Origin of the sequence: Teredinibacter turnerae T7901 (assembly GCF_000023025.1) — a bacterium.
Taxonomy (GTDB): Bacteria; Pseudomonadota; Gammaproteobacteria; order Pseudomonadales; family Cellvibrionaceae; genus Teredinibacter; species Teredinibacter turnerae_B.
In genome coordinates this window covers 573,445-595,536 of the sequence record NC_012997.1, presented here as the reverse complement: position 1 = coordinate 595,536, position 22,092 = coordinate 573,445, and the positions used below count along the sequence as shown (strand labels likewise).

Sequence of the window (22,092 nt, the reverse complement as noted above, 5' to 3'; positions counted from 1 at the left end):
CCTGTCACCCAATATCCAGCACTCCTGCCGATACACACAAATCCAATCGATTCTAATAATAACGACCTTGGAGATCGGATGTGATGAATACAACGAATGGCCGCAGCCCTCACGGGGAGCTGTTGGGGTTAAAAAATCTCGGTATGGCGTCAGTTAATATTTTACATGCAATTGGCGTTAACAATTACGAAGACTTATCTAAAATGGGGGCCGTTGAAGCCTACAAGCGTATTAAATCCCGCGGGATTCATGTCTCAAAAGTCATGCTTTACGCGCTGCAGGGCGCATTGATGGATGTGCACTGGAACGATTTGTCCCCCGATTTAAAAAAGCAATTGGTGGAAGAGGCCGAAAGCACTGAATCCGCGTAGCTCCCCCATTCCGCCCTCACGGGCTGTTAATTCTCTGAGGTAATTTTGAGTATCAAGCTTTTCTCTCTATCTGCTCTACCGGAAGGTGGAGCAGTTTCCTTCCCCTACAAAAACCAGCCAGCTTTTGCCGTCAAGCGCGATGGCGAGATATTCGCCTACGTCAATTCATGTCCGCATCTGGGTATTCCGCTGGAGTGGCAGGAAAACAATTTTCTCGACGATGATGGCGAGTTAATTCAGTGTGCCACGCACGGCGCGTTGTTTCTGATCGAAACAGGCGAATGTATTTCTGGCCCCTGTAACGGTGAGCACTTACAACCAATTAACATCAACATTATTGCGCAGGATGTCTTTGCTGAATAAATTGTTTCGCAAACACGTGACAGAAACTAAAGCACCACCGGTAACAGTTCGCGTAACTTTATTTCACAGCTGCCAAGCGTAGCTCGCACCGCAAAAATTTCCACCCCTGCACCGGCAGCCTCACGCAATAATTGGCCGTACACTGCATCTATATCGTCTGCTGGCGACACCAGATTAACCCCCGTGTGCTGCACACAAAAAAATAGTACTGCGCGATGCCCCTGAGCACGAACATACATCAACTCGCGCAAATGTTTCGCCCCGCGTACACTCACCGCATCGGGAAACAGCCCCTGGCCTCCGGGTTCGGCCAAGGTGACATTTTTAACTTCTACAAAACAACGCTCTTCGCCACGGCTTAGCAGCAAATCTATTCGACTGCCCTCTTCCCCATATTTTTGTTCGCGCTGAATCTGATAGCCCGCCAATTCCGGCACCACGCCCGCGCGAATGGCCTCCTCGACCAGAGCGTTTGCGCGCCCGGTATTCACACCCGCAAGATCGCCATCAGGTGTAGTCACCAGTTCGAGGGTATAGCGGTATTTTCGTTTTGGATTGTTGGAGTCAGATAGATAGCAGGGGCTATGCGGCACCACACAATTTTTCATGCTGCCAGTGTTGGGGCAATGCACGGTTATCTCTTCACCGGATGCAAGTACGACATCGGCCAAGAAGCGCTTATAGCGGCGAACCAGGGTGGCGGAAATGAGTGGCGGTTCGAAAAGCATCTAGAGTCCTCATAAAATCGTACAAACGCCCGATGTTTTACTGGAAGCAAAAGGGCATTTGCCATAAATCGGGTGCCTGGCACAAAGCCCAACATTTTAACCAATTTACCCTGCTGAAACGGTTGAAATTGCTGGCGTGAGAGAAATGAATCTGGTAGCTTTCACCGCTTGATTCTGCTCAGACACGGCCTTCCGGCCACTAAAAGCAGATTGGGGGGTGCACAACGAACCGAAAATGAGGTGAGGCGCAAGCCCAAACCTTGAAAAATAATTGGGTAACCCCATGTGTGTGCGACGTTAGCAATGAGGCGCAAAGTTTATGCCTGAATCCCAAGCAAAAACCAACTTCGCTCTTCGCGACATTCCGGCTTATCAAGAGCAGGAAGGTGAAGAGTATATGAACGACAAACAGAAAGCCCACTTTCGTGAGCTTCTGTTAGCCTGGAAACGAGAGCTGATGGAGGAAGTTGATCGCACCGTTAGCCATATGAAAGACGAGGCAGCCAATTTCCCCGACCCGGCCGATAGAGCAAGCCAGGAAGAGGAATTCAGCCTCGAATTGCGTACCCGCGACCGCGAACGCAAGCTGATCAAGAAAATTGACAGCACCCTTGAACTGTTAGATACCGACGACTACGGCTATTGCGATGGCTGCGGCGTCGAGATCGGCGTTCGACGCCTCGAGGCCCGCCCGACAGCGACTCTTTGCGTTGACTGTAAAACGATCGACGAAATCAAAGAAAAGCAAACCTCTCTTTAATTTCTGCAAAACAGGCGACTCACAAGGTCGCCTTTTTTCTTGTGTACCACGACTTACCCAACCCAGCCAAGGTTTACCGGGGCCGCTTTGCGCCATCGCCTTCGGGCTTGCTGCACTTAGGCAGCCTGTTATGCGCATTGGCAAGCTTTCTGGATGCACGCGCCAACAAAGGCGCCTGGCTGATCCGAATTGAAGACATAGACCCGCCTCGCGAACAACCTGGGGCCTCCTCGGCCATCCTCTCCACGCTCGCAGCTCACGGCATGCATTGGGATGAGCCGCCGCTTTTCCAAAGTCGATGTCACGCGCGCTACCGAAGTCGACTGGATGAGCTCTCGACGGCAAAGCTGAGTTACCGCTGTGCCTGCACCCGCGCACGGCTGAAATCCCTTGGCACCAGCTATGACGGCCATTGCCGCAACTCACCACCTGCGGAGAATGTTCCCGCCGCAATACGGCTGGACGTTAGTCGCTGCTGCAGCCAGTTGGCAGCAGAGGATGCGATGTTATTTGGAGAGCTGGAGGACTTTGTCGTACACCGTAAAGATGGCCTGTTTGCGTACCAGCTGGCAGTAGTCGCCGATGACATCGCGCAGGACATTACTCACGTAGTCAGGGGGCGCGACCTCGCACCCATGACATCCGCCCAGCAACTGCTGTTTAACGTGTTCGGCGCTGAACCACCGCGCTATGTGCATACCCCACTGGTGGTCGACAACCTTGGCAACAAGCTCAGCAAGCAGAATCGCGCTAAAGCGGTTGCCGATACACAACCGGTACACAATCTGCTCGCCTGCTGCAGTTTGCTCGGCCTAATAGACGGAGAAGTCACCGAAACAAACCTTGCAATCAGCAGCCTTGACGACATACTTGCCTGGGCGATAAGCCAATGGCAGGTAAATCGGCTGCCAAAAGAGGATAGAATGGCACCGCCGGAATATCAGGGTAAATTCCCAGAGCCACCCGAGAACCTGTAAGGTATTGCCGACACGAGGGCGGGGACCTGTCCTGACCACAACCCAGAAGAACAACGACCGACAGCGGAATACCACTATGAAAAAGCAGGGGCCACTCCTTCTCCTGGTACTGGTGATCTATATTTTCTCTCCCACACTGCTCGACTGGGTTATTCATCCCGGCCTCGCCTGGTACCGCCCCTACATCGTCTGGTTTCTGGTGGTTATTGTTGCTTTTATTCTGCAATTTCGCGGCACCAGCGACAAAACTGTCCTTTAACTTTTTCTTTTCCTGATCAAGCGGCACACTCATGAACTTTAGCGTAATTCAGGTCGGGCTCATTTGCCTGACCTACCTCAGCGTTCTATTTACCATTGCCTACTGCACTGAACGTGGCTTGATCAGCAGCCGGTTGGTCCACCATCCGGTGACCTATATTTTTTCGCTGGGCATTTTCGCCAGTGCCTGGGCATTTTACGGAGTGATCGACCTCGCCGGTAAATTCGGCTATGGCGCTCTCGCGTACTATCTGGGTACCGGCACACTGTTCCTGCTGGCACCCGCTGCGCTAAAACCTTTAATGGAGCTCGCGCGTCGCTTCCAGATCAATTCTACCGCCGACCTGCTGACATTTCGTTACCACAGCCATGGCGTTGGCGGCCTCGCTACCCTGTGTATGCTGCTGGCGATGGCACCGCTGCTCGCGTTGCAAATTCAGGCGGTGGCGGAAACTATCCACATTGTGACCCGCGATAACGGCGGGACGGTAGCGATGCCAGGCAGCAATTTCGACAGTCGCCAGCTGCTGGCGCTGGCTTACTGTCTAGTGGTTGCCAGTTTCGCGGTCACCTTTGGCTCAAACCGCGAGCACCACAAAGGGCTAATCACCTCCATGGCGTTCGAGTCCCTGGTGAAAGTCTTCGGCTTGTGTGCCATAGGTCTGTTCTCGCTCTACCAGGTGTTTGGCGGCCCGGACGGTCTCGAGCAATGGCTGGTGGACAACCCGGTGCACCTGCAAAACCTCAATTCCCCACAAACCGGTGAATCTGCCCACACTCTGCTGCTAGTGTTTATTGCCACCGCTGTTTCAATGCCGCATATTTTTCATATGACAGTGGTGGAAAACCCGGTGAAGAACGTCAGCCGCACCATAAGCTGGGCTTTCCCGCTGTTCTTGCTGGTAATGGCGCTACCGATCTTCCCTATTTTGTGGGCCGGACTGAAGCTCGGCAGTGTATTCCCGACAGAATACTTTCCACTGGCGGTGCCCATTGCCGCCAACAGCAAGGCTTTTACCGTTATCTCCTTTGTCGCTGGCTTATCTGCCGCGACCGGCGCGATTGTGGCGATATCTCTGTCGATCGCCACAATGATTTTGAACCACTGGATTCTGCCCGCGTCCCCCTTGCGCACACACAAGGGCATTTACGGCCAGGTCATCTGGATGCGACGAATCCTGATCGCCGCAGTGGTACTCGGCGGTTACAGTTTCTACCTCTTACTGTCTCACCGCTTCAACCTCACAGACCTGGCACTGACCGCCTTTATCGCCACACTGCAGTTTCTGCCGGGCATTATCGCCGTGGCCCACTGGTCGCCCGGAAACCGCAACGGGCTGGTGGCTGGCCTTTTGGTGGGCACTGGCGTGTGGCTGGTTGGCTTGTTTATCCCGATGGTGATGGGACAGCACGCGTTGCCGCTCACGCTTTTTAACTGGGACATCGTGGTCGGCATTGATAGCTGGGAACGCGTCACCCTCTGGTCGCTCGGTCTCAACACCTGCGCATTTGTCATTCTGTCTCTACTCACCCGGCAGTCCAATGATGAGAATTACAGTGCCGAACTCTGTGCGGAGGATGAAATGAGCCACCCTATCCGCATGGCCCTGGATATCCGTGCCCCGGAGGAGATCGTGGAGCGGCTGACCCACCGCATTGGCGAAACCACCGCCCGCGCAGAGGTCAACCGCGCCCTGGAGCAACTCGGGTTCAACGTCGGGGAAAGCCGCCCCTACGCACTGCGCCGGTTGCGCGATGAAGTTGAAGCCAACTTGTCCGGGTTGATGGGGATCTCGATGGCCACCGAAATTATGGATAGCGAGCTACCCTACAAAATTCCGGAAGTCGACGGCGTGGCGGATATCAACCTGATGGAAAGCCGTGTTAATGAATATCGCGACCATCTCACCGGTCTCGCCGCCGAGCTGAACGACCTGCGGCTCTATCACCGGCGCACCTTGGAAGAACTGCCAATGGCGATCTGTTCGGTCGGCAAGGATATGGAAGTGCTGATGTGGAACAGTGCCATGGAACAAATGACCGGCATTACCGCGGACCATGTTACCGGGTCCCGCCTGCCGCAGGTATTAGAGCCCTGGGGCGAGCTGTTGAGCCGCTTCGCCAATTCGAGCGCGCCGCATTTCTATAAGCAGGAAGTGGAGCTGGCTGGCAAAACCCATTGGATTACACTTCATCAGGCCGCAATTCACTCATCCCTTGCCCACAAGGCCAGTGGTCTGGTGATCATGCTGGAGGATGTCACCGAGATGCAGCTGCTGGAGCAGGAACTGCTGCACAGTGAACGCCTCGCATCCGTCGGCCGGCTGGCAGCGGGCGTCGCTCACGAGATTGGCAACCCTGTTACCGGCATCGCCTGTATCGCGCAGAATATGAAATATGAAACCGAAGACGCTGACCTTTTGGAGTCTGTTGATCAGATACTCTCGCAAACCGACCGTGTAAGCCGCATTGTGCACTCATTAGTAAATTTCTCGCACTCTGGTCAGCAGCAGCAAGAAGACAATGCGCAATTGCCCATCGACCTGCGTGATTGTGCGCAGGAAGCCATCGATCTCATCAAATTGCAGCAAAAGGGCGACATCACGTTCGAGAATACAGTCGACTCCGGTCTAACCGCTATGGGCGACACCCAACGCATGATTCAAGTGCTGGTGAACTTGTTATCTAACGCCCGCGATGCCAGCCCGGACGGTGGCCACATCGTCGTAAATGGCGATTTGCGCAAGAACTGGGTTCACCTGTCAGTTACCGACGAAGGCACGGGAATCTCGCCGGAGTTACGCGACCAAATCTTCGAACCCTTCTTCACCACCAAAGAGCCAGGAGAAGGCACCGGCCTAGGTTTGGCCATGGTTTACAGCATCGTCGAGGAACATGGGGGCCTGTTAGAGATCATAAGCCCTGTAGATGAGGTGTTACAAAAAGGCACAAAATTTGTGATTAAGCTACCCAAACCCCTTGAAACCGCTGCCACGACAGGTAACACTAGGCGTTAAAATTTTCACCAGGTATGCCATGCGTACATTCTTTGGTGCAGCGACAAATAAAGAGATTATGAGCAAAATACTAATAGTTGAAGACGAAGACATTATTCGCACAGCGTTGCGTAAGTTGCTCAACCGCAATAAATATGATGTCGAAGAAGCGGGCTCCGTCAGTGAGGCCACCAACAAATACAAACTTGGCAATTTCGACCTGATCATTAGCGATCTTCGCCTTCCTGGCGCGCCTGGCACCGACCTCATTCAGATGGCAGGAGAGATTCCTGTGCTCATCATGACCAGTTACGCAAGCCTGCGCTCGGCGGTAGATTCAATGCGTATGGGGGCGGTGGACTATATCGCCAAACCCTTCGATCACGACGAAATGCTGGCCGCCGTAAAGCGAGTAATCGGCAAGTCCAGCGCGCGCAAGCAGCAATCGCAGGAACAACATACCGATGGCGATAACCAGGCAGCTATCGAGGGCATGATTGGCAGCAGCGCCGTAATGAAGTCGCTGTATGCCAAAATTCACAAGGTAGCCCCTACCAACGCCACCGTGTTGGTCCACGGCGAAACTGGTACCGGCAAAGAGCTGGTGGCCCATGCCCTGCACGATGAAAGCCCTCGCCGCAGCCGCCCACTTATCTCGGTCAACTGCGCCGCTATCCCGGAAACACTCATTGAAGCCGAGCTCTTTGGTCACGAAAAAGGGGCGTTTACCGGTGCCGCATCCACCCGCGAGGGCCTGGTGGCCGCCGCCGATGGCGGTACCCTGTTCCTGGACGAAATCGGCGAGCTGCCGCTGGAAGCCCAGGCGCGCTTGCTGCGTGTGCTGCAGGAAGGCGAGGTCCGCCCAATCGGCTCCGTGGAATCGCGCAAAGTGGATGTCCGCCTGATCGCGGCAACCCACCGCGATCTGGGTAAACTGTCGCGCGAAGCGAAGTTCCGCGAAGACCTTTACTACCGCATCAACGTCGTTCAGCTCAAATTACCGCCCCTGCGCGAACGTGGTAAAGACATTCTCGCGCTGGCAGAGGCCTTCGTTAAACGCTTCTGCCTGGAAATGGACAAACCCGCGCTTAGCCTGACGCCAGAAGCCATCCAGGCGATTACCACTTACACCTGGCCAGGCAACATCCGCGAGTTGGAGAACGCGATCCAACGCGCCGTTATTCTGTGCGAAAACCAGACCGAAATCGACCATGAGCAATTGGCGATCGATCTTGATCTTGTCCGTCTGGACGATGATCCCCACGAATTCGCCCAAGCCAGCCGCGCCAGCAACAGCACTAAACCACGCAATGAACCTACTGAAGACCTCTCGCTGGAAGACTACTTCCAACGCTTTGTACTCGAACACCAGGATACGATGAGTGAAACTGAGCTGGCCCGCAAGCTTGGCGTCAGCCGCAAATGTCTCTGGGAGCGCCGCCAGCGCCTCGGGATTCCACGCAGTAAACCCACTCAAAAATAACCGCACCACCCCCGCTCAATCCCGCTTTGAATTCCCTCCAGCAACCCTGTGTTGCTGGAGCGCTACCGCACGCTAAAAATCCGTTACCTCAGCCGGGGAACAATTGTTACCGAAACCTGTCACGCCGTAACAAACCCGAGACAGAAAGTAACGAATCACTGTTTTTCGAGCGAATAAATCGGACCTCAAAAGTATCTATACCATTGTTTTATAAGGATATTATTTTGTTGGCACGAGCTGTGCTCTATATGATTCACAATAACAACAATAAAGAATAATAAGAAAGTGCTACATAGCAAATAACAACAATAAATAATAAAAAGAACAGAAGAAACACATAACAACAACAAATAATAACAACGAAAAAAGCGTATAAACTGACTTGTGTACCTTTGGAGAGGTGTTGCCCAAAAGGCAAACTAGCGGACAGGGAAGTGTCCAGTTGATAAAAAAACGATAAATCAACACAATCCAGATTAGACGGGAAAGCCTTCGGCTTTCCCGTTTTGGTATCTGCCCCCCCAAAAAGAATGGCCGTGCTCTAAGCTTCTAAATGAATCGGCAGCGATGTGGTAGACTGCGCGCCACACGTTGGTTTCAAGCCCAGCTACGGAGAGAAAGCCTTTCAGCAATGCTAAAACAGCTACTGCAATTCAATAAGTCCCGCAACGAGAAGCGATTCGGGAATGCCCGAGGACCTCTCGGTGCCACCGTCATCCCTGAAAAAGCCCACAATATTCCACGGGAGCTGATAAGTCGCAACGCTATCCGCGTGATCGACCAGCTGTTGGATGCCGGTTACGAGGCTTATTTGGTGGGCGGCGGCGTCCGCGATCTGTTACTGGGCGGGAAACCCAAGGATTTCGATGTAGCCACCAGTGCAACCCCCGAACAACTCCGTGGAATATTTCGCAATGCTCGTATTATCGGCAAACGCTTCCAGATCGTTCACGTCCGGTTTGGGCGGGAAATTATCGAAGTCACTACCTTCCGCGATAACCACGCGGTTGCCGATGATAATCAGCAGGCAAAACAGTCTGAACATGGCGTATTACTGCGCGATAACGTCTATGGCAATCTAAAAACGGATGCTGAACGGCGAGACTTTACTGTCAACGCCCTCTACTACAATCCGCGCAGCCGGGAGTTACTGGAGTTCAGTACGGGCCTGGAAGACCTTAACGACCGGGTGATCCGCATCGTGGGCGATCCGCAAACCCGCTACCGGGAAGACCCAGTGCGACTGCTGAGAGCGGTGCGCTTCGCCGCCAAACTCGGGTTCACCATCGAACCCGTTACCGAAGCGCCGATTCGCGAGCACGCCGATTATCTAACGCACATCCCGCCAGCCCGCTTGTTCGAGGAAGTGTTAAAGCTGTTTATGTCCGGGTCGGCGACAGCTACCGTCAATCTGCTGCGCGAATATCATTTGTTCAAGTACCTGTTCCCGGATACCGACTTCTGCATGGAAAATGGTCGTGAGCCTGATCGGGCCATGGTTATGAACGCCGCCGCCAACACTGACAAACGCATTCGTCAGGGCAAAAAGGTGACCCCGGCATTTATCTATGCGGCCTTCTTATGGCCGGCGCTGCGCGCAAGTATGCGACACCTGGCGAAAGAGCAGAACTTGCCTACGCAGGAAGCCATGCAGCGGGCTGCGCAGGGTATTATCAGCCAGCAGCTGGCCTACACCAGCATTCCAAAGCGGTTTCTAATCCCCATGCGCGAAATCTGGACGTTACAGCTACGGCTGCCACGCAGGCAAGGTCAGCGCGCCTTCGCGATGCTGGAGCACCCCCGTTTTCGCGCTGCATACGACTTCCTGTTATTGCGTGAAGAATCCGGTGAGAACTGCCAGGGGCTCGGCGACTGGTGGACGCGGTTCCAGGCTGACAGCCAGGCGCGCGACCAGATGGTCGAAGAGCTTTCGCAGCCGGAAGCTGCAACCCCCGCAGCAGTCCGCCGACCCAAGCGCCGCCGCCCGCGTCGCTCCGGCAGCAATCCCCCTAGCACCGACTAAACCTTCGTGCAGGTTTTTATCGGTCTCGGCAGCAACCTCGATAACCCCGCTGCGCAATTAAAATCCGCGTTGGCGGCGATACGTGCGCACTCAGAAATAGCGTTAATCTGTTGCTCACCGTTTTATCGCAGCATCGCCGTAGGGCCCCCACAACCCGACTATGTTAACGCTGTCGCTGAACTGCAGACCAACCTTAAGCCCGAGCCACTTCTCGATGCCTTGCAGGCGATTGAAAATGACCACGGCCGCGTGCGGACAGAGCATTGGGGCGCGAGAACGCTGGATCTCGATCTGCTCCTCTACGGCGACACTACCCTCAATACCGTGCGCCTGACCGTGCCGCACCCCTGGATGACAGCCCGCAACTTCGTGCTCCGCCCCCTCTGTGATATAGCACCCGAGCTGGTGATTCCCGGTGGCGATGCAGTGGAAAGCTACCTGGCAGGCGTCGGCGACCAGGGGTTAATTCGGTTAGACGAAGACAACTAGAAGGACACCACTTTGAGTGAACACGACATCCAACAGGTGGACCTGCAGGGTCAAACCATTCCTCGTTATATCGCGGTAGAAGGCCCGATCGGGGTAGGCAAAACGAGTCTGGCGCGACGCCTCGCGCTCACGTTCAATTACGAAACCCTGCTCGAGCGAGCAGAAGATAATCCCTTTCTCGAGAAGTTTTACGCCAACGAAAAAAACGCTGCTTTACCGACCCAGCTATTCTTTTTGTTTCAGCGCATGCAGCAGCTCAACGCGTTACAACAACACGACATGTTCGAACCGGTGCGCGTCGCCGACTTCTTGCTGGAGAAAGACCGTCTGTTTGCACAAGTGGTGCTCGATGAAGACGCTCTACGTATTTATCACCAAGTGTACGATCACCTCACTATCGACGCCCCCAAACCCGATCTGGTGATCTACCTGCAGGCGCCCGTTCAGGTACTCACCGAACGCATCCAGCGACGGGGGGTCGCGTTCGAGCAAACCATCAGCGCCGCCTACCTGGAAGAACTCAATCAGGCATATACGCGCTTTTTCCACTACTACGACGCAGCGCCACTGCTCATCGTAAATGCGGCAGACATCGACTGGGTAAATAACCCTGACGACTACCGCAACCTTGTCCAATATATGTTGACCATCAAAAGTGGACGACATTACTACAACCCGCAGCCAACCATGCTGCGATAAGTTTGGAGGCCCGAATGGCGTACGCAAACACTGAAGCGCTTGAAAAATCTGTATCGATTAAAACCCTGCAGGCGATGAAAGATCGCTGCGAAAAATTTACCACGGTCGCGCTCTACGATGCGCCCATGGCCGCGATGGCGCAGAACTGCGGCGTCGAGTCTGTGCTCGTGGGGGACAGCCTCGGAATGACGGTGCTAGGTTACGACAGCACCTTGCCCGTCACCATGGAACACATGATCTATCACGTTGAAGCCGTGGCGCGGGGCAACAAGAAATCGCACATTATGGGCGACCTGCCCTTTATGACCTACGCCACGCCAGAGCTGGCAATGCACAATGCCACCCGTATTATGCAGGCGGGTGCGCACGCGGTAAAAATTGAAGGCGGCGCCTGGCTTGCCAGCACCGTAAGCATGCTGAGCGAGCGGGGTATTCCCGTGTGTGCACACCTGGGGCTCACCCCGCAGTCGGTGAATAAATTCGGCGGCTTTCGGGTGCAGGGGCGCGAACGTGAACAGGCAGAAACCATCCTTGCCGATGCCATGTTACTGGCCGACGCCGGTGCAGACCTTCTGGTTCTGGAATGTGTACCCGCTGAACTGGCCGCCCGCATCACCAAAGCGATACCGATTCCTACCATTGGTATTGGCGCTGGTCGCGATACTGACGCTCAGGTACTCGTAATCAACGATATTTTAGGGCTCACCGAAACACCACCAAAGTTTTCTAAAAACTTCCTCAGCGAAGCGGGCGACATTCCCAAAGCATTAAAAAAATATGTGGCGGATGTGAAAGCTGGCGTGTTCCCTGAAGACAGCCATATTTTTAGTTAGCCCCTGTTAGCGCTAATTATTTTAATCGCTACTGTTAATGGCGCTGTTTGTCGTTTTAAAGTTGCTCGCAAGCCAGTCGAGCAACAATCCGTCCACCCGTTGCGACTGCGCCATGTGAATCAGGTGGCTGCCGCCGTCGATACGCTCCACTCTTACCCCGGCGGGCGTTTTTAATGCGGCAGCAAAATCCGCGTTTCGTGGATCAACCAGCGTGTCTTCGGTGCCCTGAATGACCATCATGGGTACCGACAGATGCGACCAGTAGTCACTCATCGCCGCAATATTTTCATCAAGCGCAAGAACTTCATCGTTCGCGTAGCAAATTTCCCGGGGCAGCAGTGGTCTCACCCACGGCCAGGCAAGCACAGTGTTGTACCACTTTTCTTCGAGATACTCCGCACTGAGATCGCCGGCAATTACTACCACTGAATCCACCGCTTGCGGGTAAACCATTGCGATCATCGGCACCAGGCTCGCGCCGAACGAGTGACCAGCCAGCGTCAATCGCGCATTCGGGTAGTCCTCACGCAAGCGCAACAAAAGTGGTGCAATCAACCCCGCCTGCTCGCCGAGCGATGTTTCAACACGCTCTTCTTCAAAAAAAGATCCGCCCCACGACGGGCGATCGATGGCAACCAGTACTGCCCGCGCCGCCAGGCGTCGATCCGCAAGCTGCTGACCGAAACTGCGCCAGTCACCGGGCGTGCCATGCACAAACACCAGCAACTCCGTCACCTCGTTGGCGGTTAAAGCACCCGCGCTGAACTCTAACTGTTCGCGCACCGTATAATGGAGTCGAGCGCGCTCTACCATTATGTGATCCGATTGAATAACCTGCTGCCGGTAAAGCGCGTCGGCCTGCGATTCGGTTTCTTCAATAATTTTGGGCATGCACCCAGTCAGGCCGACTGCAGGTAGTATCGCGAGCCATAACACGATTTTTTGTAGGGATTTTTTTTCACACCAAAGGCGGGTTATTCTCATAAATTGGCACCACATAATTTCTTATATACGGGGATAGTGACTGTCGAATTCTGGAATCCCTACCGTGAAACCCATACAATGCATGTCCCCTCAGTAATTTGATAGTCGCTTACCAGGGCTATTCCCACAGAGTTGTTCAGGTTAATCAAATCCATCATTCACCCGAGAAAAAGATTTTACTATGCAGAAATTACCGGAAACATTGCGCGAAAACGTGAGAATGCTAGGCGATTTGCTCGGCGAAAACTTGTTGGAACACCAGGGTCCAAAACTCTTTCGCAAAGTCGAGGAAATACGTGCTTTCTCAAAACAGCTCGCCAAATCCGACCGCAGCAGTGACGCACACAAAGAAGCGGTTGAATCACTGCTTGAATCCTTAAGTCAGGTGGAAGATGCGGATATTCTTCCCATTGCACGAGCTTTTAACCAATTTCTCAACTTAGCCAATATTGCCGATCAGCATTACTTTTACAGCAGCGAAGCGCGTGAAGAGGATGCCCTCGACGAGATTCTGGAAAATCTGGCCGATGCCAAAGGCAAAGACGATCTGTATAAATTGGTGAACGAGCTGAACATTGAGCTGGTGCTAACCGCCCACCCGACCGAAGTCACCCGTCGCACCTTGATCCGCAAATACGAACAAGTGGCGAAAGCACTGAGCGATCTGCGCCGCAACGACCTGCTCGATTACGAAGTCGCGCAAATTAAAGAAAGCCTGCAACGCTATATTGAGGAAATCTGGCACACTAACGAGATTCGCACCACACGACCAACCGCTGTCGATGAAGCCAAGTGGGGTTTCGCGGTAATCGAGAACAGCCTTTGGCACGCAGTACCCGATTTTATTCGCCACCTGGACAGCGTGTGCCGCCGTCGCCTGGGCAAACCCCTGCCACTGGGTATTACGCCTTTCCGCTTCTACTCCTGGATGGGCGGCGACCGGGACGGCAACCCGAACGTCACCCACAAAGTTACCGAACAAGTATTGCTGATGGGGCGCTGGCGCGCGGCAGACCTCTACATCAAGGATATCAACGAAGTTGCTGGCGACCTGTCCATGCACGCTGCCAGTCACGAATTACTCGAGTTGGTCGGCGAAGATAGCGCCACTCCCTATCGCGATCTACTCCACGGCCTGCGCAACCGTCTGCAAGCCACCCTGAACTGGGCAGAAGCGCGCATGAACGACCCAATGTTGCCGGAACCTGCCAACATTATTCACTCGCGCAACGAACTGCTGCAGCCGCTGATGCTGTGTTACGAATCACTGCACGAACTGGGCCTTAGCCAAATCGCCAACGGCAGCCTCACTGATTTAATCCGCCGAATCCACGCTTTCGGTATCAACCTGGTGCCGCTGGACATCCGCCAGGACGGCGACCGCCACGTGGAGTTGCTTGACGAGTTGACCATCTACCTCGAACTGGGCAGTTATCGCTCCTGGGACGAAGAAAAGCGTCAGGCCTTCTTGCTGGAACAGCTGGAAAGCAAACGCCCGCTGCTGCCCGAAGAGTGGCCCGTAAGCGAGGACTCCCGTGAAGTTATCAACACCTGCCGCGTAATCGCCGCACAACCGCGCGAAACACTCGCCCACTACGTCATTTCCATGGCCCAGCAGCCTTCAGATGTATTGGCAGTAGCCCTGCTGCTCAAAGAGTGTGGCGTGCGCTGGAAAATGCCAATCGATCCACTGTTTGAAACTCTCGACGACCTCGATCGTGCGCCGCGTGTAATGAACGCTTTGTGGCAAATGCACTGGTATCAACGTTATATCGACGGCCAGCAAACCGTGATGATCGGCTACTCCGACTCCGCCAAAGACGCCGGTAAATTCGCCGCCACCTGGGCTCAGTACAAGGCGCAGGAGAAACTGGTGAGCCTGGCAGACCAACACGACGTGAAATTAAACCTCTTCCACGGTCGCGGTGGCACCGTCGGCCGCGGTGGCGGCCCAGTTGAAAAAGCAATGGCCTCGCAGCCGCCAGGCTCCGTTAAAGCCCGCATCCGCGTTACCGAACAGGGCGAAATGATCCGCTATAAATTCGGTATGCCGCGCGTCGCCTTCGCCAGTTTGAGCAACTACGTATTAGCCACCCTGCGCGCGACCGAAACTCCAGCCCCCAACCCCAAGCCCGAGTGGCGCGAGCTGATGGAAAATATGGCGCAAGCGAGCCTCACGGCCTACCGCGGCGTAGTGCGCGGCCACGAGAGCTTTGTCCCCTACTTCCGGAGCCTGACCCCGGAACAGGAACTCAGCAAGCTTGCACTGGGTTCGCGCCCACCCAAGCGCAAGGCGAGCGGTGGCGTGGAAAGCTTGCGTGCCATTCCGTGGGTTTTCGCCTGGACTCAGGTGCGCCTCAACCTCCCAGGCTGGCTCGGCACCCGCCAGGCGCTGGAATACGGCCTGCAAAATGAGCAGGACACCCTCAAAGACATGCAACAAAACTGGCCGTTCTTCAACAGCTTTATCGACCTGCTCGAGATGGTGCTGGGCAAGGCGGATACCTCCATTTGCGCGCACTACGAAGAGCAGCTGGTCGACAAAGACCTGCGCCCACTCGGCGAGCAACTGCGCGGCGATCTGGAGGCGCTGGCGGGGCTGATCAACACGATGAAAGAGCAGCCGGAGCTATTGGAGAACACGCCACTGTTACAGCAGTCGATCAACATCCGCAAACCGTATATGGACCCGCTCAACTACCTCCAGGCGGAACTGCTGAAGCGCGAGCGCAAGGCCGGAGAAATCAGCCCCGATCTTGAAAGGGCTCTCAAAGTCACGATGACCGGCATTGCCGCCGGTATGCGCAATACCGGCTAACGGCTTTGCAGGCGGGCGGGGAGGCTCTACAATCCCCGCCTTTACCCCATCACATTTGCGCCAATGTTTTACCAAATCCCCAATCAGCGCCCTGCCACTCCCCTGCTCGACAGCATCGATACCCCTGCAGATTTGCGGCGCCTGAGTGCCGAGCGCTTAGCCCAAGTCGCACAGGAGCTACGTGCATTTTTACTGTACAGCGTGGGGCATACCGGCGGGCACTTTGGCGCCGGTCTGGGCGTGGTTGAACTGACTATCGCGCTGCACTATCTGCTGCACACTCCGGAAGATCGGCTGATCTGGGATGTTGGTCATCAGGCCTACCCCCACAAAATACTGACGGGACGGCGTGAGCAACTGCTCACTATTCGCCAGCAAGGCGGTATTTCCGGGTTTCCCAAGCGCGCAGAGAGTGTGTTCGACAGCTTCGGTGTGGGTCATTCAAGTACCTCGTTGAGCGCCGCCTTGGGCATGGCGCTGGCGAGTGCACAGCAAGGCATTCCCCGCCAGTGTGTTGCCGTGATCGGCGATGGTGCGATGACCGCAGGAATGGCTTTTGAAGCGCTGAATCACGCAGTCCACACCCAGGCGGACCTGCTCGTGGTGTTGAACGATAACACCATGTCGATTTCGCCGAATGTAGGCGGACTCGCCAGTTACTTTGCTGGTGTACTGGAGAACAGTGCTGAACAGGCGGGAGCACATGCCAAAGCGCAGGTGCAATCTGCGCCTCCCGCTTCGGCGTCCAGCAGTGCTTCCGCGCTATTCACAGAATTAGGGTTCAGCTATAGCGGCCCGATTGACGGCCACGACTTCGACCAACTTTTGCCGGCAATCAGCAGCGTATTAAACACATCGGGCCCGCGCCTGCTGCATGTGGTTACCCGCAAAGGCAAAGGGTTTGCGCCCGCCGAAAAAGACCCTGTTGGCTACCACGCGTTGAATAAAATTGAGCGCGAATCCGCGTCGGTTACGCCCGATAAGCGGCGGCGGTACCAACAGGTGTTTGGCGATTGGCTCTGTGATACTGCCGCTCGGGACGAGAGGCTGATCGGTATCACCCCGGCAATGAGCGAGGGCTCGGGCATGGTCTCTTTCGCCCAAACCTTCAGCGATCGGTTTCACGATGTCGCCATCGCCGAGCAGCACGCCATTACCCTGGCCGCAGGACTCGCCTGCGAAGGTATGAAGCCGGTGGTCGCGATCTACTCTACATTTTTGCAGCGGGCTTACGATCAGCTGATACACGACGTGGCTTTACAAGACCTCGACGTCCTGTTTGCGGTGGATCGCGCAGGCCTGGTCGGCGAAGACGGCGCCAGTCACGCAGGCAGCTTTGATATCTCCTTTCTCCGCTGCATTCCAAACATGGTGATCGCTACGCCCAGTGACGAGCGTGAGTGTTACCAATTGTTGGATGCCGCATATCAATACCCGGGCCCGGCAGCGGTGCGCTATCCACGAGGCAAAGGGCCCGGCGCCGAGCTGACAGATACATTAACGCCACTCGAGGTCGGCAAAGCCCATCAGGTACGAGAAGGTGAGCAGCTGGCGATACTCAATTTCGGCGCACTTCTGCCAGAAGCCTTGGCCGTGGGCGACACCTTGCACGCTACGGTATGTGACATGCGCTGGGCCAAACCACTGGATCACGCGCTCCTTCGGGAAATCGCCAACAGCCACCGGGCAATTGTGACTCTGGAAGAAAACGCGGTCGCCGGAGGTACGGGGGCAGGCGTGCTTGAGTGGCTGCAGGCAGAAGGCATTACCGTCCCTGTCCTAAATCTTGGCCTGCAGGATGTCTTTTATGAACACGGTAGCCGAGTACAGGTATTAGCGAGAGCGGGGCTAAACACAGAGGAAATAGAGGCACGTATCCGCAACTGGCTGAAACGCCACGATTAATGCGGACTGAGGACTGGTGCGCCCAACTATCAGTAAAAGGACCTACTGACACGGCACTCATCAGTTCAAGTAGTGCAGTAAGAGGTACCACTTAGAGCAACAGGCCTTAAGACTGTAGTGGTGGAAAACTCACCAGAGTTTATACTTTAATGCGTGCAGAAATTAGCTTAGTGTATGAAGACCGCAAACCTTATCACTGTTGAAGGCTTGCGGACTCCATAATTGTCCGCGCTGCGGAGTCATAAGACCCTACTGGCGCCAGCCGCCGGTACCAGCATAACTTGCTATGAATAGATTGGGCTTTATAAGGAAATTCAGACAACCCCAATGGGGGTTAGCAGCCTATCTTCTGATATTCACGCTGCAATACTGGATTAGCGCGGTAGAGGCGCGCCCGGACACAGTGAGCGCCAAAGAAGCACAGGTACGCGCCCTGATTATCGCACGCACGCTGACATTCATTACCTGGCCACCCGCCATGGGTAGCGATATCAACATCTGTCGGCTGGGTGAAAGCCAGGCTTTCGACGAGCTTCACCGTACCCCCCAGATTCAAGATATTCTCAAACCGTTTAATGCTAATTTTGTCGCGGATTTATCGCCGCTCACCGACTGTCACGTACAGATAGTGGGCCAGTCCGACGCCCCCTTCCCCGACTCCATCAAGGACAACGCACTGCTGACCATCTGCGACGACTGCGTCGACGGGGAGGAATTTGCCACCATACGGCTCTTGAAAATTCACGACCGCATAAAGTTCACCGTGAACTTACCTCTGGCACAGCGGCAAAACCTCAAGATCAGCTCTTCGTTGTTGGAGCTGGCGCACCGGGTGACTAAACGCAATGACTGACGAAACCCTCGCACAGCGGTCCACCATCAAACGGCGGCTGATGCGCAGCATCGGCTCCACCCTGATTGTGGCGGTGATTATGGTCGCCGGCATACTCACCTGGGTGGGCAACCGGGATGCCAAAGCCAATTTAATCAACGATCTCACCGTGATCGGTCAGATCATCGCCAACCGCTCGTCAACAGCGATGTTTTTCGCGGACTTTACCGATAAGGACGTAATCGAAAAAAACCTTGCCTCCGCCGGTTTTCACAGTGCCATCGACCTGATTTGTGTGTTCGACAAGGAAGGCAAGCTATACCACACCTTCGCCAAACCGGAAGCCCACAGCCAGTGCCAGCGCCAGCAGTCATCGATCAATGAGCTGAATTTCACCGAGGACAACAACGTTATTCGCGTACGTGTACCCATTCTGCACGAAGGTGAACATTTCGGATTAGTGGAAATTTACTCCAACAATCACGGCGTAAACCAGGCGTTTCTGCGCTTTAGTATCACCCTTGCATTTGCCCTAACGATTGCACTGTTCGTGGCCTATTTTGTCGGCGGTCGCCTGGTGGGCAGCAGTCTCGTGCCGCTGCGCGATCTGTTCAATACTTCGCAGGAAGTTGCCGCCAGCCCCTACGCGAATATTCGCGCGAACAAGAAAAGTAACGATGAGATAGGCGATCTGGTGGATGTGTTCAACCAGATTCTCGACACCCTGGAAACCGATAACGCGGCACTGATGGAATCCGAGTCACGGTTTCGGGTGCTGGCGGAACACGCACCGATCGGCATTTTTCTGCGCAACCGCAAGCTGATTATGGAATACACCAACGACCGCTGGTGTGAAATCACCGGGCTCACTCCGAGCCAGGCTAATGCCTTTACCAACAACATCGACCCGAAAGACGCCGCACTTTACGAAAGCGTGCAGGATAAAGCGCGCAGCCAGCACACCCCCCAGGTTATTGAATACACCTACACCACCCCCCAGGGGAGTCGCAGAACGCTCATGGAGCATCTGGCTCCACTCAATAACTTGCAGGGGTTTCAGGGCTTTGTCGGCTCCCTGCTGGATGTGACTGAATTAAAAACCGCACAAATGGAGCTGGAAAAGCTCGCCTTCTACGATCCGCTCACCGACCTGCCCAACCGGCGTTTTTTCCGCGGCCACTTGGAACTGACCATTGCCGCCGCCAAAAAATACGACAAACGCCTCGCGGTAATGATGACCGACCTGGATGACTTCAAGAAAATTAACGATACCTTTGGTCACGATGCCGGCGACCAATTGTTGATGCAAATCGGCAAGCGCTTAAAAGCCGCATCGGCCAGTATCGATGTGGTGTCGCGAATGGGTGGCGACGAGTTTATGCTGCTCGTTAAAAATATCGATAGCAGCTCGCAACTGGACCACAAAGCCAATAATATTCTGCGGGCTCTACGGGAAAAAATGGAAATTAACGGCCAGCAGGTCGAAGTCGGCGGTTCCATCGGTATTGCTGTTTTTCCCAACGACGCGATCACCTACGAAGAGTTGATCCGCTATGCAGATATTGCCCTGTACAACGCAAAATCCATGGGCGGTAACACGGTTTCCTACTACTCCAGCGATCTGGATAAACGCATCAAGGACAAAATGCGCCTTGAACAGAAACTGCGTGTTGCGCTGGATAAACGCCTGCTCGAGGTATATATCCAACCAATCTACGACGCAGCAACCAGGGAGATGATAAAGGGCGAGGCACTGGTCCGCTGGATGGACCCGGAAGAAGGGTTTATTTCCCCCGAGGTGTTTGTCAGCCTGGCAGAGGAATCCGGCCTCATATATGACCTTGGCAGCCTGGTACTGGAGAAGGTATGTGCCTATTTACACGAACATGAAGGCAAGTTGCACCTGTTGGGAATGCGCACCATCGCGGTTAACCTCTCGGCACGACAGTTCTTTGCATCGCAACTGGTCACCTATATTGAAGCAACGTTTAAACAGTACCAGATCGATCCCAAACAAATCGAATTTGAACTGACAGAGTCCATGGTGATGGACGATGTCGACCAGGCAATTGATATTATGCGTGCCATCCGCAACCTGGGTTGCAGCCTCTCCATCGACGATTTCGGCACCGGTTATTCGTCTCTCTCGTACCTAAAGCAATTCCCGATTAACACCTTAAAAATTGACCGCTCGTTTATTAAAGATATACCGGAAGATAAAAACGATGTGGAAATTGCCTATACGATTATTGCCATGGCCCATAACCTGGGGCTTACCGTTGTTGCCGAAGGCGTGGAAACCAAAGAACAATGGCAGCTATTGCGCGATAAAAACTGCGATTATTTACAAGGGTATTATTTTGCCCGCCCGATGCCCATGAGCGATGTACTCATGTTAGATAACGTTATCAATCTGCTTGGTGATGGTTCGCGCTAAGTTGTAACCTGCTGCTCAATGTGAGTCCGCCAACGCTGATTCAGTTAGCGTTTACCACGAGCAGAATCCACATAGCTAACAGCAACATCAAGCTGACCCAATAGGTGATTGCGCGATGCAGAACATGATTGTATGTGCAGTGGATAAATGCATGTACCACTCGCGTGACCACATAGGACCAGCCACACACCACCATCGCTGTCGGCTCTACCTTCATCACTATCGCCAGCACACCTGCAACATAAAATAACAGTGGCGTTTCAAACAAGTTAGCAAAGTGATTTTGCCCGGCGACCAGGTAAGCTGGGACCGGCTGCATATCGGCGTTGGTCTGGTACAACTTGAAATACCGCATCCTTACTGCCCGCGACTTTACCGCGTGGACCCGCAAATAGAGCTGCACAAAAATAAATACGAAGGTACACATCACCAGAGCGAACATCGGGTAAAGCATGGTTTCTCCTTGTGGCAACCTCAGAGGCAACGACGGTCAATACTAGACGATTGCTACCGTCAAGTTAGATCATGAGTAAGGTAATATGTAGGATTGCTACTAAGAGCGCTTGCGCTGATGGCGATCCTTGGTTTCTTGTTTTTTCTTATCGCTTTTACGCAACAGCACGTAGGTTGCACCATAACTGCCGTGATGCCGTTGCGCGGTGTGAAAGGCGAGCACCTCCTCAAACTGCGGCAACCAATGATTGACACAGCTTTTTAGCAACGCAGGCGTTTCGCGTCCTGCGCCTTTGCCGTGAGTGATCAGTGCGCATCGCACATCGCTTTCAACACAATCTTTAATAAACTGATAGACCGATTTGCGCGCTTCTTCGATTTTCAACTGATGCAGATCGAGACGCGCATCAATATCGTATTTACCTAACCGCAAGTTGCGAAACACGCCGTTTTGCACACCGGGCTTCTGATAACTGAGCACATCGTAGGGGTCGAGTAGATCCTGCGGCACCGACAGTGGGTCGTCTTTGGCCGCGGCCAATTCCTGCGCAGCCAGGCGACGAGCCTCTTTATCGACACCGACATCCTTCGGTACTACCAAATTAACCCGGCGTTCGGTTTTGATCGGGAGAACCTCATCGTCACCCAGTAATTTACTGAAATCGTCGTCTTGCATCGCGTGT

19 protein-coding genes are annotated in these 22,092 nt (G+C 54.2%); 15 read left to right on the top strand and 4 right to left on the bottom strand.

The genetic code is table 11. The annotated features are described in order from the left end of the window. The first annotated feature begins 83 nt into the window (after positions 1-83). Positions 84-371 carry a TfoX/Sxy family protein gene (locus TERTU_RS02520; protein WP_015819829.1) on the top strand — a complete coding sequence of 96 codons (288 nt, stop codon included), beginning with the start codon at positions 84-86 and terminating at the stop codon, positions 369-371. Positions 372-416: 45 nt separating this feature from the next. Further along, a complete protein-coding gene (locus tag TERTU_RS02515; protein WP_015817896.1) occupies positions 417-734 on the top strand; it encodes a Rieske (2Fe-2S) protein in 318 nt (105 codons plus the stop codon). A 26-nt stretch (positions 735-760) separates the two neighbouring features. On the opposite strand, the gene sfsA is transcribed toward TERTU_RS02515, so the two are convergent. Beyond that, positions 761-1,462 carry a DNA/RNA nuclease SfsA gene (sfsA, locus tag TERTU_RS02510; protein WP_015818351.1) on the bottom strand — a complete coding sequence of 234 codons (702 nt, stop codon included), beginning with the start codon at positions 1,460-1,462 and terminating at the stop codon, positions 761-763. Between the two features lie 319 nt (positions 1,463-1,781). Between sfsA and dksA the strand changes: the two genes are divergently transcribed. From dksA to panB, 9 genes are all read left to right on the top strand, one after another. Next, complete coding sequence (dksA, locus tag TERTU_RS02505; RefSeq protein ID WP_015818383.1) at positions 1,782-2,222, top strand: RNA polymerase-binding protein DksA; 441 nt, start codon at positions 1,782-1,784, stop codon at positions 2,220-2,222. A 41-nt stretch (positions 2,223-2,263) separates the two neighbouring features. Beyond that, complete coding sequence (gluQRS, locus tag TERTU_RS02500; RefSeq protein ID WP_015816982.1) at positions 2,264-3,199, top strand: tRNA glutamyl-Q(34) synthetase GluQRS; 936 nt, start codon at positions 2,264-2,266, stop codon at positions 3,197-3,199. 76 nt (positions 3,200-3,275) lie between these two features. Then, positions 3,276-3,458 carry a hypothetical protein gene (locus TERTU_RS02495; RefSeq protein ID WP_015817448.1) on the top strand — a complete coding sequence of 61 codons (183 nt, stop codon included), beginning with the start codon at positions 3,276-3,278 and terminating at the stop codon, positions 3,456-3,458. Positions 3,459-3,489: 31 nt separating this feature from the next. Continuing rightward, positions 3,490-6,474, top strand: coding sequence for an ATP-binding protein (locus TERTU_RS02490; protein ID WP_015819038.1), 2,985 nt, complete (start codon positions 3,490-3,492; stop codon positions 6,472-6,474). Between the two features lie 19 nt (positions 6,475-6,493). Next, positions 6,494-7,936: a sigma-54-dependent transcriptional regulator gene (locus TERTU_RS02485; RefSeq protein ID WP_015820513.1), complete on the top strand. Its 1,443-nt coding sequence runs from the start codon at positions 6,494-6,496 to the stop codon at positions 7,934-7,936. A 631-nt stretch (positions 7,937-8,567) separates the two neighbouring features. After that, positions 8,568-9,959: a polynucleotide adenylyltransferase PcnB gene (gene pcnB / locus TERTU_RS02480; RefSeq protein WP_015819938.1), complete on the top strand. Its 1,392-nt coding sequence runs from the start codon at positions 8,568-8,570 to the stop codon at positions 9,957-9,959. Between the two features lie 6 nt (positions 9,960-9,965). After that, positions 9,966-10,448, top strand: a complete 483-nt coding sequence (gene folK, locus TERTU_RS02475) for a 2-amino-4-hydroxy-6-hydroxymethyldihydropteridine diphosphokinase (protein WP_015817800.1) — start codon at positions 9,966-9,968, stop codon at positions 10,446-10,448. Positions 10,449-10,460: 12 nt separating this feature from the next. Further along, positions 10,461-11,147, top strand: a complete 687-nt coding sequence (locus TERTU_RS02470) for a deoxynucleoside kinase (protein ID WP_015817174.1) — start codon at positions 10,461-10,463, stop codon at positions 11,145-11,147. Between the two features lie 14 nt (positions 11,148-11,161). After that, on the top strand, positions 11,162-11,980 hold the full coding sequence (gene panB, locus TERTU_RS02465; protein WP_015818718.1) for a 3-methyl-2-oxobutanoate hydroxymethyltransferase: 819 nt from the start codon (positions 11,162-11,164) through the stop codon (positions 11,978-11,980). 21 nt (positions 11,981-12,001) lie between these two features. Here panB and TERTU_RS02460 read toward each other — a convergent pair whose 3' ends face one another. Further along, a complete protein-coding gene (locus tag TERTU_RS02460) occupies positions 12,002-12,964 on the bottom strand; it encodes an alpha/beta fold hydrolase (RefSeq protein WP_015819594.1) in 963 nt (320 codons plus the stop codon). A 181-nt stretch (positions 12,965-13,145) separates the two neighbouring features. On the opposite strand from TERTU_RS02460, the gene ppc reads away from it, so the two are divergent. The 4 genes from ppc to TERTU_RS02440 all read left to right on the top strand — a co-directional run bounded on the left by ppc (position 13,146) and on the right by TERTU_RS02440 (position 20,956). Beyond that, positions 13,146-15,782, top strand: a complete 2,637-nt coding sequence (ppc, locus tag TERTU_RS02455) for a phosphoenolpyruvate carboxylase (protein ID WP_015819050.1) — start codon at positions 13,146-13,148, stop codon at positions 15,780-15,782. 63 nt (positions 15,783-15,845) lie between these two features. Further along, a complete protein-coding gene (gene dxs / locus TERTU_RS02450) occupies positions 15,846-17,687 on the top strand; it encodes a 1-deoxy-D-xylulose-5-phosphate synthase (protein WP_015820536.1) in 1,842 nt (613 codons plus the stop codon). Positions 17,688-17,973: 286 nt separating this feature from the next. Continuing rightward, positions 17,974-18,540 carry a YfiR family protein gene (locus TERTU_RS02445; RefSeq protein ID WP_228378245.1) on the top strand — a complete coding sequence of 189 codons (567 nt, stop codon included), beginning with the start codon at positions 17,974-17,976 and terminating at the stop codon, positions 18,538-18,540. Further along, positions 18,533-20,956: a bifunctional diguanylate cyclase/phosphodiesterase gene (locus TERTU_RS02440; protein ID WP_015820037.1), complete on the top strand. Its 2,424-nt coding sequence runs from the start codon at positions 18,533-18,535 to the stop codon at positions 20,954-20,956. The genes TERTU_RS02445 and TERTU_RS02440 overlap by 8 nt, the downstream gene beginning before the upstream one ends. Positions 20,957-20,996: 40 nt before the next feature. Here the strand turns inward: TERTU_RS02440 and TERTU_RS02435 are convergent, their stop codons facing one another. Then, positions 20,997-21,410 carry an MAPEG family protein gene (locus tag TERTU_RS02435; RefSeq protein ID WP_015817600.1) on the bottom strand — a complete coding sequence of 138 codons (414 nt, stop codon included), beginning with the start codon at positions 21,408-21,410 and terminating at the stop codon, positions 20,997-20,999. A 99-nt stretch (positions 21,411-21,509) separates the two neighbouring features. Next, entirely contained in the window at positions 21,510-22,085 is a 576-nt protein-coding gene (gene smrA, locus TERTU_RS02430; RefSeq protein ID WP_015817229.1) for a DNA endonuclease SmrA, read from the bottom strand. Positions 22,086-22,092 lie beyond the last annotated feature (7 nt).